Raw genomic sequence first — 14,465 nt, forward strand, 5'->3', positions numbered from 1 at the left:
AAGGTTCACTTAACCTTAGTTTCTTAAGCTTTCGCCATCTTCACACACATGGATTGAACAATGACGTTTTCGCTGCGCAAAAGACCGACGTTGAGTCGGCTCTCTTTTATTTCGCTTGTTTCTATTTATATCGCGGTCTTTTTGAACATAGCGTTTTATCGACAAGTGCTTGCTGCCATGCCGCTCGATAGCGTGCGCACCATTTTGGTATTCGCTTCAATGCCGTTAGTGGCATTTAGCGTAATCAATATTATTGCCACATTGGCCTCCTTTTTGTGGCTTGACCGCGTTATTCTTGCGCTCTTCATTTTAGCTTCCGCCGCTGCGCAATATTTTATCTGGACCTTTGGTATTGTTATTGATCGCTCGATGATCGTGAACATTATCGATACCACGCCGTCTGAATCCTTTGCTCTATTATCACCCAAGTTGATTATTACGCTGGGTTGTAGCGGGCTGCTGGCTGCCCTGTTAGTTTTCTGGATTCGCGTTAAAAACAGCAAACCTATCTGGAAAAGCATCGCCAAACGCGCGGCTTCGATTGTCGCGTCGGTAATCTGCATCGCCTTAGTCGCGACGTTTTTCTATAAAGATTACGCCTCGCTGTTCCGTAATCAAAAAGAGCTGATTAAATCGCTCAGCCCTTCCAATTCGATTGTGGCAACGCTTTCCTGGTATAACCACAGCCGCACCGCGAATTTGCCGCTGGTGCAAATTGGTTTAGATGCCAAACAGAAGCCGGAGATGCTGGCGGGTCCAAAGCGCAACCTGACCATTTTGGTGGTGGGTGAAACCACGCGTGCGGTGAATTTCCAGTTAAATGGTTATGGACGCGAAAATACGCCGTTGCTGGCGAAAGATGATGTCACCTATTTCCCAAATACGCAGTCTTGCGGCACAGCTACGGCGGTCTCGTTACCTTGTATGTTCTCGAATATGCCGCGCGCGCATTATGACGACCAGCTTGCCAGCCATCAGGAAGGGATGCTCGATATTATCCAACGTGCCGGTGTGCAGGTTTTATGGAATGACAATGATGGCGGCTGTAAAGGTGCCTGCGATCGCGTCCCGCATCAGGATATGAGCAGCCTGAATCTGCCGAATATGTGCCATGACGGAGAGTGTTATGACGACGTGTTATTCCATGGTATTGAGGACTATATTAAAAACCTCAAAGGCAATGGTGTTATCGTGTTGCACACTATTGGTAGCCACGGCCCAACCTATTACAACCGTTATCCTGCGCAGTTTAAAAAATTTACCCCGACGTGCGATACCAGCCAAATTCAGGATTGTTCACAAGAACAGCTGGTTAATACTTACGACAACACCATTCTGTATATCGATTACATCGTAGATAAAGCGATTAATGTGCTGAAAGCGCATCAGGATGAATACACCACCAGCCTGGTTTATTTATCGGATCACGGTGAGTCGTTAGGCGAAAATGGGGCTTATCTGCACGGTATGCCGTATGCGATTGCGCCGGATGTGCAGAAGCATGTGCCGATGCTGATTTGGTTATCACCAGATTATCAACAGCGCTATGGCGTGAGTAAAAGCTGTCTTGATAAACAAGCGGCGCATCAGGGTTATTCGCAGGACAATCTGTTCTCCACCATGCTGGGCTTAACGGGTATTCAGACCACTGAATATCAACCTGTGGACGATATTCTTAGCGCCTGCCGGACCGCACATTGATGAAATGGATTATCGTTGCAGCCGATGAGCAGCTGATGCAAGAGCTGCACGTCGTGCTGCAACGCAATGGCTGTGACGGTGATTCCACCGTCCAGCATCTCGAAGCCGGTTCGTTAGAAGAAATGTTAGCGCGGGTACACGCGCTATTTAATGCGCAACAGAAGGTTGAAACAGACTGCGTGGAGATCGGTGAATTTACCCTGCAACTCTCCAGAAAAATGGTCTGGCGCGCCGGTAAACCGCTGGAGTTAACGCCGAAAGAATTCGTTATTTTATCGCGTTTAATGCTGGCGAAAGGCGAAGCGGTTTCGCGTGACACCTTGCTAAAAGATATTTATCAATGGGCAACAGAACCGGCCACCAATACGTTAGAAGTGCATATTCATAATCTGCGCGAAAAAATCGGCAAGGCGTATATTAAAACGCTGCGTGGCGTAGGTTATCGGTTCATTGTGCAGGGAAAGTAAAACCGTGCGGTCGCCATAAATGGCGACCCTACAAGGGATTGGAGCGTTTTTCGTAGGGTGCGCATTCATGCGCACCTGCATACATACGCAAATCAATGCTGAACTGAGCGGTATAACTCTTAAGGTTTGTTAATGAGAAAAACTTAAGTAATATTGACATCCCATCCAGATCGTATTCCAGGGAGGAATAGATGTCTTCATTGCCTTACTACATCGCCATCTTATTGATTATCTGCGTAACCTTTATCTCTTTCAGCTTGATGTTAGATCTCTTCGAGATGCGCGAATGGATGCATCACACCACGCATTTTCTCGAAACAACCCTTAAAGATCCTGATACGCCATAAGCGGGTGACCGCATCACGCTGCCACGCGGTCCGCGCCCAACAAATCCAGTATCCGGCTGCGCAACGCCACCAGCTGCGGGTCGTCACGGCGGCGCGGCCACGGCAGATTAACCTCGATCACATCCACCACTTTTGCTGGTCTTGGGCTGAACACCACCACGCGATTCGCCATCACCAGCGCTTCTTCTACATCGTGCGTCACCATCAGCGTGGTGAACTGCTGCTCCTGCCACAGATCGACAATTTCCTGCTGCATACGCAACCGCGTCAGTGAATCGAGCTTGCCGAGCGGCTCATCGAGAATCAGCAAACGCGGCACGTTAACCAACGCGCGGGCCAGCGCCGCACGCTGCGCCATACCGCCCGAAAGCTGATGCGGCCAGGCGCGGGCAAACTGCCTGAGGCCGACGCGATCCAGCATCGCGTTAATCCGCTGCTCGCGCTGCGGGCGACTCTCTCCGCGAATCTGCAAACCGAGGCCGACGTTGTCATAGACAGTGCGCCAGGGATAGAGCGTGGGATCCTGAAACACCACCACGCGCGACGGATCGGGCGCAGTAATCGCTTTGCCCTCTTCCGCCAGTAACCCGCTGGCGGGCGGTTCGAGCCCGGCCAGCAGGCGCAGCAGCGTCGATTTTCCACAGCCGGATGGCCCCAGCAGCGCGACAAATTCACCCGCCTTCACCTGCAAATTAATATTCTCCAGCACCGGTAAATCTTCGCCTTCTAAGGTGAAGTGATGATTAACCTTCTCAATCGCAATATTAACGCCCGCCGAGGTTGATGCCATATTTTCGCTCCTGCTTGATATGCTAAGAAATAAAGCATAAGCCGCGACTTTCCCACTTCGAAATAGTCATTCCGGCAAACCTATCCGCAAATATTCATAATGAAAAACTGCATGATGTCATGCGGGATTGTTATTTGGTCGCGCTTATTGCCTTTGCCATAGTGCCTGAGAACTTTATCTACAAGGAAGACAGGATGGCATTTCAACAATTCTCTCTGAGCCGCCGCGCGTTATTACGTGGGCTGGGTCTCTTTAGTGCCGGCGTGGCGGTGAATCCGTTGCTGAGCAGCAAGGTGTTTGCCGACGATAAATCCCTCAAAACCATCAAGCTGGCCTGGGGACAAACCGCAGTATGTCAGTCACCGATTTCGGTGGCGCTGAAGCAAGGTTTCTTTAAAAAGTACGGATTGAATGTTGAGCCCGTGAACTTTAGCGGGCCAACCGATGCACTGTTACAGGCGATTGCCACCGGTCAGGCCGATGGCGGTATCGGCATGGCGCTGCGCTGGCTGAAGCCGCTGGAACAGGGTTTTGATGTTGATCTCACCGTCGGCACGCACGGCGGTTGCATGCGTTTACTCGCCCCGCAGAACAGCGGCATCCGCGATGTGAAAGATTTAGTGGGTAAATCGGTGGCGGTGAGCGATCAGGCCAGCCCGATTCGCAACTTCTTCGCCATTCAGCTGGCGAAACAGGGCATCGATCCTGATAAGCAGGTCAACTGGCTGCAATATCCGCCCGACCTGTTTGGCGAAGCGCTGCGCAAAGGTGAAGTGCAGGCGCTGGCCACCGACGATCCGCAGGGCTGGCTGCTGAAGAAGCAGCACGATCTGGTGGAAGTGGATAACAACCTGAAAGGCGAATACGCCAGCCTCACCTGCTGCGTGCTGGGCCTGCGCGGCTCGCTGGTGCGTGACGATCCCGTCACCGCGCGCGCCATCACCCAGGCGATTGTCGATGCGCAGCAGTGGACCGCAGAACATCCTGAAGAGACGGCGAAAATCTTCCAGCCCTTTGTGCCGGGTTCCGTTGCGGTGGAGGACATTGCCGCGATGCTGAAAGAGCACACCCACAGCCATCACTCCACCGGCGTGCAGCTGCGCAAAGAGGTGGCGGTGTATATCGATGAGCTGAAGAAAATCAACGTGATCCGCCCGGATACCGATGCGCAACGCTTTGCCGAGCACTATGTGCCGGAGCTGCTGCCGGCAGAATCTGCCCATCAGCACGCCAGCAACATGGCGCACATGAGCAACATGTCCAGCTAAGGAGACGATAATGGCCAGTGAAACCCTGACGATTGCCCGCAACCGTGACGTGCCGCGCCGTATCCAACCGGCGGTTTGGGGTGCGCTCCTGATGTGGTGGGCGCTGGTAGCGCTGATGGTGGCGGTACCGGATAAGCCGCAGGGTTTTGCCGCCCCGCGCTTTGTAAATGAAACGCATGAGTTGTTCGCCGCCATCGCGCTCATTCTCACCGGGTTAGCGATTGCCTCAGGCCTGTTCCCGCGATTAACGCTACTCGCGCCGCTTAAGCGCAGCGGTCCGTGGCTAATTGTGCTGGCGCTGCTGATTGGCCTGTGGGAAACCGTCACCGGAAAACTGGCGCTGCTGCCTGCGCCATTCTTCGCCCCGCCGCGTGCGCTGGTGGAAGCCTACGCCACCGACTGGCCGCGTCTGCTGGATAGCGTGCTCAATTCGCTGCGTCTGCTGGCTTTCGGCTTTATCTACGGCAGCGTAGTCGGCTTTATTACCGGCGTGGCGATTGGCTGGTCGCGCGGCTTGGGTTACTGGGTGCATCCGATTCTGCGTTTCCTCGGACCGGTGCCTTCAACTGCTCTGCTGCCGCTATCGCTCTACTTCTTCCCGTCGAGCTTCTCGGCGGCGGTATTCCTGATCGCGCTGGCGACCTGGTTCCCGGTGACGGTGTTGACCTGGTCGGGCGTTTCCAGCGTTGATACGCGTTATTACGATGTGGCGCGCACGCTCGGTGCCAATTCGCTGTTCCTCGTGTTGCGCGTAGCGGTGCCTGCTGCACTGCCGCACCTGTTTGTCGGCCTGTTTATGGGCCTGGGCGCGTCGTTCTCGGTGCTGGTGGCGGCAGAGATGATGGGCGTGAAGTCCGGACTCGGCTGGTATTTGCAGTGGGCGCAAGGCTGGGCGGCTTACGCCAATATGTATGCCGCGCTGATTGTGATGGCGCTGCTGTTCTCTTCGCTGATCTCCCTGCTGTTCCTGGTACGCGATCGCCTGCTGTCATGGCAGCGCAGCGCGGTGAAATGGTAATTATCGTTGGGTCGCCATTCATGGCGACCGCCCCCACACATGAGGTCGATTATGGCTGCAAAAATTTCTGCTTCTATCACCGAACTGATTGGCAATACGCCGCTGCTGCGCCTGTCACGCTATGCGCAGCAGCAGGAGATTCAGGCGGATTTGGTCGCCAAACTCGAACTGTTTAATCCCAATCACAGCGTCAAAGATCGCATCGCTCTCAGCATGATTGAAGCCGCCGAACGCAACGGCATTATCCAACCTGGCGATACGCTGGTTGAAACCACCAGCGGCAACACCGGCATTGGTTTAGCGGCGATTGCGGCGGCCAAAGGCTACAAGTTCCGCGTTTACATCAATGATTTCGTCAGTATTGAACGCAGCCAGATTATTCAGGCGTACGGCGCCGAAGTGGTGCCGTTCAGCACCATTGAAGGCTTTAAAGAGTTCTACGACGCCAGCAACGGCGATTTTGTTGCCGCCACCAAATGGCTGGCCGAGCAGGTCACCGCAGCGGAACCGGAAGTGCATTTTCTGCTGCAGCTGGATAATCCGGCCAATCCGGCGGTGCATGAGCGCACTACCGGGCCAGAGATCTGGCGCGACAGCGGCGGCGAGCTGGACATCTTTATCGCCGCCGTCGGCACCGGCGGCACGCTCTCCGGCACCGGACGCTATCTCAAACAGCAGCATCCGGGTTTGCAGGTGATCGCCGTCGAGCCGGGCGTGGGTTCACAGCCGAGCGAACTGCGTCCCGATCCGCTGGAGATCACCGGCGTACATGCGTTCAGCAACCAGACGCCGGAGCGCATTCCTGCCAATCTCGATCACCGCGTTTACGATGAGGTGATTGCGGTAGAAACCTGGCAGGCGTATACGGCGGCGCGGCAACTGGCGCTGAGCGAAGGCGTGCTGGTTGGCGATTCGTCTGGTGCAGTGTTGTGGGCGGCACAGCAGGTTGCGTCGCGACCAGAAAATCGCGGCAAGCGTATTGTGGTGTTACTGGCCGACGGCGGCAGCAGTTATTTAACCACCCAGCTGTTCGCGCATCAGGTGCCAGCGGAATCGCTAAAGTTGGCGAGCGCCGTACAAACCTCGAGGAAAATCGCCTAATCTCGTAGGGTCGCCATTCATGGCGACCTGGCTTTTCCCTCTAAACCAACACGTTGCTGGTGATCCCTTTGGCAAACAGCAGCGGATCGGTTTCCGGTCTTAACACGTTGATCGCCTTTAAATCGCGCGCGTACACGTCAATCTCATTCACAAACGCATTCCCCACCGAATAGTGTCCGTGCGTATGGGTTTTCAACACGCTGGCGATCTCCTGTGGCGTGGTGTTGAGCGCCTGGCCGTTAAACTCACTGCCAATCGCTTCCGGATGTTTGGCCGCATAGGCATGTGCCTGCAAAATCGCGTGGGTGATCGCGGCCGCCACTTCCGGCTGTTCACGAATCAAGCTGCCGCGCGTGCCCACCACACAGCAACTCAGTTTGGCGTACTCGTCCATTAAGTTGGTGCCAATCTCGCGGTAGCCCGGCTTCTGGGTTAAGCGCCACATCACCGGATCGGAACCGCTAGCAGCCTGAATTTCGCCCTTCTCCAGCACCATCGGCAGCAAATCCTGCGGGAACACGCGCCAGTCGACATCGGTATTGGGATCGACGCCGTGCTTTTTCAGCATCAGCGAGAAGAAGTTTTTATCCGCGCCCGCCATGTCAGTAACGCCAATGGTTTTGCCTTTCAATTGTTCCAGCGTGGTTGGCCCGCCATCGCGCGCCAGCAGGCGCATACAGCCGCCGTGCGTGCCCGCAGTAAGTTTCACATCAAAGCCTTGTTCCAGCGCTTTCAACCAGCGTAGCGCCATGCCGATGGCGGCTTCGGCTTTGCCAGTGGCGATGGATTCCAGCAGCAATTCGGTTGAGTTGCCGAAGTTAACAAACTCCACTTCCAGGTTGTGCGCTTTGAAGAAGTTATGCTGATCGGCTACCACAACCGGTGCAAGACAGATGGCATTGAGATTCACCGCCAGACGCACATGCGTCGGCTTCGCCAGCGCCCATTTTCCAGGGCCCTCTTGCAGTAAATCGCCAGGCATCTGCATACCCGCCATATGATCTTCGGCAAACACGCGGCCCGGTAAGGTTGCCGCCATCGCCGCGGCGGCTGAATATCCCAGAAAATGCCGACGGGAAACTAAATAATTATTTGGCATTAAATGACTCCCAAAAATAAATGCAGGTGAAGTTGCTAACCCTATTTAATGGGTTACGCAGAAACAGCCATTGCAAATTAACACTTCAACCGGCGGCAGAATTATGCCGATTCCGCATGTATATAGCCGGTTTATTGCTTTTACAGCGGTGACAGAACAGGAAACAATTAAGCCTGATTTAATAAGGGGATTAAGAACGCATGGCTAATAACCCGCCCTTTCTGGCTGAAATATTGCCGGTGATTATTCAGGCCTTGGAAAAAGACGCTGAAGAGGTCGATCGCAGCGGCGAATTTCCCAAAACGGCTTTTAGCGTGTTGCAGCAGCATGGCTTGCTGCACTTCGTATTGCCGACGGCGTCGGGCGGCAGCGGCGGCGATCTGCTGGCAAGCCAGGCGATTATTCAGGCCGTGGCGCGTGGCGAACCTTCTGCCGCGCTGATCCTCATCATGCAATATCTCAACACGCGTCGCCTCGACGACACCTCAAACTGGCCAGACGCGGTGCGCCGCAAGGTAGCGGAGAGCGTGATTCGCGATGGTGCGCTTATTAACGCGCTGCGCGTCGAACCGGAATTAGGCACGCCAGCGCGCGGCGGATTGCCCGCCACCCGCGCACGCCGCACCGCTGAAGGCTGGCGCATCAGCGGCGAGAAGATTTACTCCACCGGCAGCCATGGGCTGAGCTGGTTTTTGGTCTGGGCCAGCAGCGACGATGTCGATCCACTGGTCGGCGGCTATCTGGTACCGGCCAACACGCCCGGCATCCACATCATTGATGAGTGGGATCATCTCGGCATGCGCGGCACCTGTAGCCATCGCGTAGTGCTGGACGATGTGCTGATCCCGCTCGATCACGCGGTAAACGTTGCGCCGTGGAGCACGCCGCGACCCGGCCTCAACGAAGAGGAATCAGTGTGGATGGCGGTGCTGCTCGGTTCGCTGTATGACGCCATTGCGCATAGCGCGCGCGACTGGTTTATCGGCTTTTTGCAGCAGCGCGTACCGGCCAATCTTGGCGCCCCGCTGGCATCATTGCCGCGCTTTCAGGAGCTGGTTGGCCGCATCGATACGCTGCTGTTTACCAGTCAAATCCTGCTGAGCAGCGCTGCTCACGGCCACGTTGCCGGCGGACATGCCGCACAAATCAAACAGGTGGTGACCGAAAACGCCATTCGCAGCGTGCAGCTGATGGTAGAGAGCATCGGCAATCACGCACTGACGCGCCACCATCCGTTACAACGTCACCTGCGTAACGTGCTGTGCGGCCGCATTCATACGCCGCAGGACGACGCCATTTTCACTTCCGTGGGCAAATCCGCCCTTTCTGCTGAGAGGAGTACATCATGACGCTGGAATTTATTGGTCTGGTTGGCGCGCAGGAGAGCAGCGAATCGCTGGCGGCGCACGGGCCGACTGTCGATGTGCCGTTTATCAAAGCCTTTTCCCACGCGCAGGAGTACGCCGGTTTTGACAAGGTGCTGCTGGCGGTGAATACCCGTGCGCCGGATTCGATGATCATCGCCAGTTATGTTGCGGCTTTTACAGAAAAATTGGGCTTGCTGGTGGCGCATCGACCCGGCTTTCAGGCACCGACCTTTGCCGCCCGCCAGTTTGCCACGCTCGATCAGCTCAGCCGGGGACGCGCGGCCATCAATGTGATTACTGGCGGCGACAGCGGCGATCTGCAGCGCGACGGCGATTTCCTTAGCAAAGATGAGCGTTACGCGCGCACCGGTGAGTATCTGGACATCATGAAACTGACGTGGGAATCGCGTACGCCGTTCCGCTATGACGGCAAATTTTACCAGGTGGAAGATAATCTCACCGAGGTTAAACCCTGGCAGCAGCCGCGCGTGCCGGTTTATTTCTCCGGCGCTTCAGAAGCCGCCATCAATATCGCCGCGCGTCACGCCGACGTTTATATGATGTGGGGCGAACCGCTGGAGCAGGTGAAAGCGAGAATTGAGCAAGTGCGTGCGGCAGCGAAGAAATATGGCCGCGATAAACATATTCGTTTCAGCCTATCGCTGCGCCCGATTCTCGGCGATAGCGATGAACAAGCCTGGGCGCGCGCCAATCGTCTGCTGCGGGATGCCCAGGCCAACATTGGTGGCAAAGCGATTCAGCCTGATAGCAATACCGGATCGCAGCGGCTCTATCAGCTCGCCACCGCGCGCAAAGTTTACGATAGCTGCCTGTGGACGGAGATCGCGGCGCTGTCGGGCGCGGCGGGCAATTCCACCGCGCTGGTGGGTTCAGCGGATACCGTGGCCGATGCCGCGCTGGAGTATTACAAGCTCGGCATCACCACGTTCCTGTTCCGTGGATTTGATCAGCTGCGCGATGCCACCGATTACGGACAACATTTGTTGCCGCGCATCCGTGAGCGGGTGAAGGCGTTAGCGGCCGCAGCGTGAGATGTTTCGTAGGGTGCGCATTTTTGCGCACCTGGTCACCATAAATGGCGACCCTACGATGCGACGCCGCACCAGCGCACTAACGTCAATGCGATGGCTTTGGTGCAGGCCACCAGATCGGCGATTGGGACATGCTCGTTGGGTTGATGCGACATCGCTGGATCGCCGGGACCAAAGTTCACCGTTGGCGTCTGCCCCAATGTGCTCGGCAAACCAATGTCGCTGTGCGCGCCAAATCCGGCCAGTTGCGGATTGAGTGCCGCATCGGTTACGCCCTGCTGGAAGGTGGTGACAAACGGGTGCTCCGCCGCAATTTCGGCGCAATCGGCATCCAGAATCCATTCGACTTTGGCCGGATGTTGCGCCAGATAAGGATCGAGCGCACAGACTTTGGCAACATGCGCCTCAATCTCTTTTTTGACGTGTCCGCCCAGCCCCATCTCATCTTTCTCGGCTGGCAGATACTGCACATCAATCACAATCTCGGCGCGGCCCGCAATCGAGGCTGGATGTTCACCGACCTTTAACTGCGTAACGATAATCTGGTTAGGCAATTCCATTAGCGGATGATTTTTGCTCGGCTGCGTCTGCCAGCGGCGATTCAGTACATCAAGGCCATCGAGCATCTGGCGACAGAGCGTCACCGCATCCACCGGACCGCTGCTGTCCCAACTGTTAGGCGTCAGCTCCGCGTGGCCGCCGATGCCGTCGAGAATAATGCGACCCCACAAAATGCCGTGGCAGATGGGCGAGATGCGGTTGGCGGTCGGTTCCGTCATGATGCCGGCATCGGCTCTGAATCCGCGATCGACCATCGCCAGCGATCCCATGCCGCCAATCTCTTCATCCACCACGGTGGTAAACACCACGTCACCCGCCAGACGAATATCGAGATCCTGTAATAACTCCACCGCCATCAACATGCAGGCCACGCCGCCTTTCATATCTACTGCGCCGCGACCGTACACCGCCGCGTTTTTGATCTCCGGCACGAAAGGATCGGTGAGCCAATGTTCCGGTGGGCCCGGCGGCACGACGTCGATATGGCCGGTGAGCATCAGCGATTTGCCGCCACCCGCGCCGGTTAAGGTCCCGCCGAGATTGGGGCGACCTTCAAAAGTGCGGCCTTTATTGGCGCCTGGTCGGCCCTGATATTTGGCGTAGAGCGCCGGGCCATCCGGGTCCCAAAGATCGATTTCCATACCCAGCGATGCCAAACGCTGTTGCAGATAGAGCTGGCAATCGCGCTCGCCCGGCCCGGCTTCACGCGGATCAACTTTGACGATGGTGGGAAACGCCAGCAGATCGCACAGCGTGTTAGCGATGCGTTCGGCGCTCGCCTCAACGTGCGCGCTGATTTGTTCAGTCAGATTCATTTGTTATCTCCGATAGATAAAAAGTCTTTGTGCCATCAATACGATAATCAACAGAATGCCCACCACGCCGAGTTGCCAGACGCTATTTAGTCCCAGCTGCAACATGCAGGTTTTGATGGTGACCAGCATCAGCGCGGCGGCTAAGACGCCGATCACGCTGCCGCGCCCGCCAAAGATCGCCACGCCGCCGAGTAGAGCCGCAGTGAGAGATTCGAGCTCCAGATTGACGCCGATTTCTGGTCGTGCGCTGCCCAGCCAGCTCAGCGAAACAAATCCCGCGCAGCCCGCCAGCAAGCCGCTCAGGCAGTAAGCGAGAAATCGCAGGCGATCGACCGGAATGCCAACCAGCCGCGTGGCGTGTTCGTTGAAGCCACAGGCGTAGATCCATTTGCCCCACGCGCTTTTGCTGAGAATCAGCCAGGCGATCAAGAAAGCCGGGATCACGCAGGTGAGAAAAGGTAAAGGAATGAAGAACTGCGCGCCGCGTCCCCATTGCGTCAGTTCCGCAGGCACGCCAGCGACGGCGGCTCCGCCGGTTAGCGCCAGCGCGAGTCCGGAAAACAAGTAGAAGCTGCCAAGCGTAACGATCAGCGGCCAGAGACGCAGCCGCGCGATCAGCCAGCCGTTAATCGCGCCTGCCAGCGTGCCGGTGATCAGACAGATCAGCGGTAGCCACAGCGGATTGATGCCCTGATTAAGCGCCAGCATGCCAATCACCGCCGAGAGTGACACGTTGCCGCCTACCGAGAGATCGATGCCGCCACCGCCGCTCATCACCACCAACGATTGGCCGAGCGCCACCAGCGACAGCAAAGTTGCGAACTGCAGAATCGAAGTAATTGACCAGGCAGCCAGCATCTGTGGCAGCACCAGCACGATGCTGATGCCCAGCAGCAGCCACAGCGCGCTGAGCAATGTCAGATCGGGAGATTTGCGCCACAACGTCATGCGATCCTCCTGAAGGCAAAAACGCGCCCGCTTGCCGCTTCACTGCTCAGCACGATCAACAGCACCGCGCCGGTGACCACGGTTTGCCACAGCGACGGAATCCCCACCAGCAGCAAGCCGTTTTGCAGAATGCGTAGCAGCAGCACGCCAAGCAACGTGCCCAACAAACTGCAGGACCCGCCGGTAATGCGCGTGCCGCCCAACACCACCGCAGCGATGGCTTCCAGCGCCAGACTGCCGCCGACCGTCATTTCGACGTTGCGATAGGTGGCGATGTAGCAGGTCGCAGCGATGCCGCACAGCAGGCCGCTGATCATAAAGGTCGCGATGCGCACCTGCGTGACCGGAATGCCCGCCAGTCGCGCTTTCTCCTCCGAGTTGCCCGCCGCCAGCAGCCACAAACCGTAAGGCGTGTGACGTAACACCAGCCAGACGCCAGCCCACACCAGCACGATGATCCACGCCATCACCGGTAATCCCAGCAGCGGATGCATCAGGCCGCTGGTTAAGCTACCGGGCAATCCCGATAACCACTGTCCGCCGAGCAGCGCAAACAATCCGGTGCGCCACACGCCGAACAGACCAAGCGTGCCAACAATCGCCGGGATGCGGCCCATCACCACCACCAGCGCGGTGATTAAACCGAGTAGCAAGCCGAGCAGCGGACCGCCGATTGCCGCCAGCCACGGCGATTGCAGCAGCAACAGCTGGCCGACGCCCCATGCGGCAACGCCCATCACCACGCCAACCGAAACATCAACGCCGCCCATAGCGATCACCAGCGTCATGCCCAGCGCAATCAGCAGCAGTTCACTGCTGTTGCGCAGAATGGTGAGCAGGTTATCGACAGTGGCGAACCAGGGTGAAAACCAGGAAAAACCGGCGCTGGCTAACAGGGCAATCGCCAGCAAGGCGATCTCCCGTGAAGTCATGTGCATGCGAAGCCCCGTTAGAATTTGAACTGATCGACATTCTCTTTGGTGAACACCGCTGGCGAACCGAGCAGCAGCACGCCGGTTTTGCTGTCAAACTTCACCGGTTCGGCGAAGCCCGGCACGCGGTTTTCCGCGCTGAAAGCTTTGCCATCAATCAGCTGTTTGCCCGCCCAGACGGTGAGATAGCCGAGCTTCTCCGGATCCCATAACACGGTGTAACCAAAGGCCCCGCTTTTCAGATAGGCGCGCGCGGTGTTCGGGCTACAGAAACCGCTGCCGATCACCTTGCCATTTTTGCCTGCGGTCTCAATCGCCTGCGCCACGCCAGGGCAAGTGGTGGAGGCCATGGCGATCAGGCCTTTGATATCCGGATTGGCCGACATCAAATCGGTGGCGATCTGCGCCGCGCGGCTGGCGGAGCCGCCAGCGTATTGCGGTTTCAGCAAAGTGATATGGGGATATTTGCTCTTCACGCGCTGTTGCATATAGCCAATCCAGCTGTTGAGGTTGGAGGCGGTGGCTTCGCCGGAGACGATGCCGATTTTTCCGTGATCGCCGACACGCTTGACCATCTCATCAATGATGGTGTCACCTAAACCCTGATCGGTGGCCTGCGCCACGTAAACCGGACGTCCGCTGTCAGGCGCGTCGCTGTCGCTGGTAAACAGATGCACATTGTTGGCTTTCGCCTGCGCCAGCACTGGCGCGATGCTTGACGCATCGAGCACGCTGATGCCAATCGCATTCACCTTCTGCGCAATCAGGTTCTGCACGATCTGCAATTGATCCATCGGATTGGTATCCACCGGACCGCTATACACGAACTCAACGCCCAGATCGCTGGCCGCGCGTTTACCGCCCGCTTCCATCGCCTGAAAGTAGGGAATGCCGATAATCTGCGGCACAAAGGCCACTTTCTCGGCGGCGAGGGCAAAACCTGAAAACAGTAATGAGAGAGAACAGACTGCAGTGGTGATTCGACGCATCTTTATTTCC

The 14,465-nt window shown here is 56.7% G+C and carries 14 protein-coding genes; 8 read left to right on the plus strand and 6 right to left on the minus strand.

Annotated features, from left to right (window positions below; genetic code table 11):
* The first annotated feature begins 60 nt into the window (after positions 1-60).
* The 3 genes from eptA (at position 61) to ACXIZX_RS22785 (ending at position 2,515) form a co-directional block, all read left to right on the plus strand.
* A complete protein-coding gene (eptA, locus tag ACXIZX_RS22775) occupies positions 61-1,701 on the plus strand; it encodes a phosphoethanolamine transferase EptA (protein WP_479405122.1) in 1,641 nt (546 codons plus the stop codon).
* Positions 1,701-2,168 (plus strand): winged helix-turn-helix domain-containing protein, encoded by a 468-nt coding sequence (locus ACXIZX_RS22780; RefSeq protein ID WP_479405123.1) that lies wholly within the window; start codon positions 1,701-1,703, stop codon positions 2,166-2,168. Before eptA ends, ACXIZX_RS22780 begins: the two co-directional genes overlap by 1 nt.
* Positions 2,169-2,359: 191 nt before the next feature.
* Positions 2,360-2,515, plus strand: a complete 156-nt coding sequence (locus ACXIZX_RS22785; RefSeq protein WP_312184741.1) for a hypothetical protein — start codon at positions 2,360-2,362, stop codon at positions 2,513-2,515.
* A gap of 13 nt (positions 2,516-2,528) precedes the next feature.
* Here ACXIZX_RS22785 and ACXIZX_RS22790 read toward each other — a convergent pair whose 3' ends face one another.
* Positions 2,529-3,305 carry an ABC transporter ATP-binding protein gene (locus ACXIZX_RS22790; protein WP_479405124.1) on the minus strand — a complete coding sequence of 259 codons (777 nt, stop codon included), beginning with the start codon at positions 3,303-3,305 and terminating at the stop codon, positions 2,529-2,531.
* 194 nt (positions 3,306-3,499) lie between these two features.
* On the opposite strand from ACXIZX_RS22790, the gene ACXIZX_RS22795 reads away from it, so the two are divergent.
* Genes ACXIZX_RS22795 through ACXIZX_RS22805 form a run of 3 tightly spaced genes read left to right on the plus strand, consistent with a single transcriptional unit; the run spans position 3,500 to position 6,692 of the window.
* Complete coding sequence (locus ACXIZX_RS22795) at positions 3,500-4,573, plus strand: ABC transporter substrate-binding protein (protein ID WP_179452735.1); 1,074 nt, start codon at positions 3,500-3,502, stop codon at positions 4,571-4,573.
* 10 nt (positions 4,574-4,583) lie between these two features.
* Positions 4,584-5,591 (plus strand): ABC transporter permease, encoded by a 1,008-nt coding sequence (locus tag ACXIZX_RS22800; RefSeq protein ID WP_479405125.1) that lies wholly within the window; start codon positions 4,584-4,586, stop codon positions 5,589-5,591.
* A gap of 51 nt (positions 5,592-5,642) precedes the next feature.
* Positions 5,643-6,692: a PLP-dependent cysteine synthase family protein gene (locus ACXIZX_RS22805; protein ID WP_479405126.1), complete on the plus strand. Its 1,050-nt coding sequence runs from the start codon at positions 5,643-5,645 to the stop codon at positions 6,690-6,692.
* 40 nt (positions 6,693-6,732) lie between these two features.
* Here ACXIZX_RS22805 and ACXIZX_RS22810 read toward each other — a convergent pair whose 3' ends face one another.
* Positions 6,733-7,791 (minus strand): ABC transporter substrate-binding protein, encoded by a 1,059-nt coding sequence (locus tag ACXIZX_RS22810; RefSeq protein WP_479405127.1) that lies wholly within the window; start codon positions 7,789-7,791, stop codon positions 6,733-6,735.
* 200 nt (positions 7,792-7,991) lie between these two features.
* Here ACXIZX_RS22810 and ACXIZX_RS22815 point away from each other — a divergent pair, with 200 nt between their 5' ends.
* Both ACXIZX_RS22815 and ACXIZX_RS22820 read left to right on the plus strand, forming a co-directional pair.
* Complete coding sequence (locus tag ACXIZX_RS22815) at positions 7,992-9,140, plus strand: acyl-CoA dehydrogenase family protein (RefSeq protein ID WP_179452739.1); 1,149 nt, start codon at positions 7,992-7,994, stop codon at positions 9,138-9,140.
* Positions 9,137-10,210 carry an LLM class flavin-dependent oxidoreductase gene (locus ACXIZX_RS22820; protein WP_154183494.1) on the plus strand — a complete coding sequence of 358 codons (1,074 nt, stop codon included), beginning with the start codon at positions 9,137-9,139 and terminating at the stop codon, positions 10,208-10,210. Before ACXIZX_RS22815 ends, ACXIZX_RS22820 begins: the two co-directional genes overlap by 4 nt.
* 53 nt (positions 10,211-10,263) lie before the next feature.
* Here the strand turns inward: ACXIZX_RS22820 and ACXIZX_RS22825 are convergent, their stop codons facing one another.
* From ACXIZX_RS22825 to ACXIZX_RS22840, 4 genes are read right to left on the minus strand one after another with little or no spacing between them, the layout of a single operon-like run.
* Positions 10,264-11,586, minus strand: a complete 1,323-nt coding sequence (locus ACXIZX_RS22825) for a M20 family metallopeptidase (protein ID WP_479405128.1) — start codon at positions 11,584-11,586, stop codon at positions 10,264-10,266.
* A gap of 3 nt (positions 11,587-11,589) precedes the next feature.
* A complete protein-coding gene (locus ACXIZX_RS22830) occupies positions 11,590-12,534 on the minus strand; it encodes an ABC transporter permease (protein WP_479405129.1) in 945 nt (314 codons plus the stop codon).
* Complete coding sequence (locus ACXIZX_RS22835) at positions 12,531-13,472, minus strand: ABC transporter permease (RefSeq protein ID WP_179452741.1); 942 nt, start codon at positions 13,470-13,472, stop codon at positions 12,531-12,533. Before ACXIZX_RS22835 ends, ACXIZX_RS22830 begins: the two co-directional genes overlap by 4 nt.
* Before the next feature lie 11 nt (positions 13,473-13,483).
* On the minus strand, positions 13,484-14,455 hold the full coding sequence (locus ACXIZX_RS22840; RefSeq protein WP_154156791.1) for an autoinducer 2 ABC transporter substrate-binding protein: 972 nt from the start codon (positions 14,453-14,455) through the stop codon (positions 13,484-13,486).
* Positions 14,456-14,465 lie beyond the last annotated feature (10 nt).

This window comes from Candidatus Pantoea symbiotica (genome assembly GCF_056491525.1).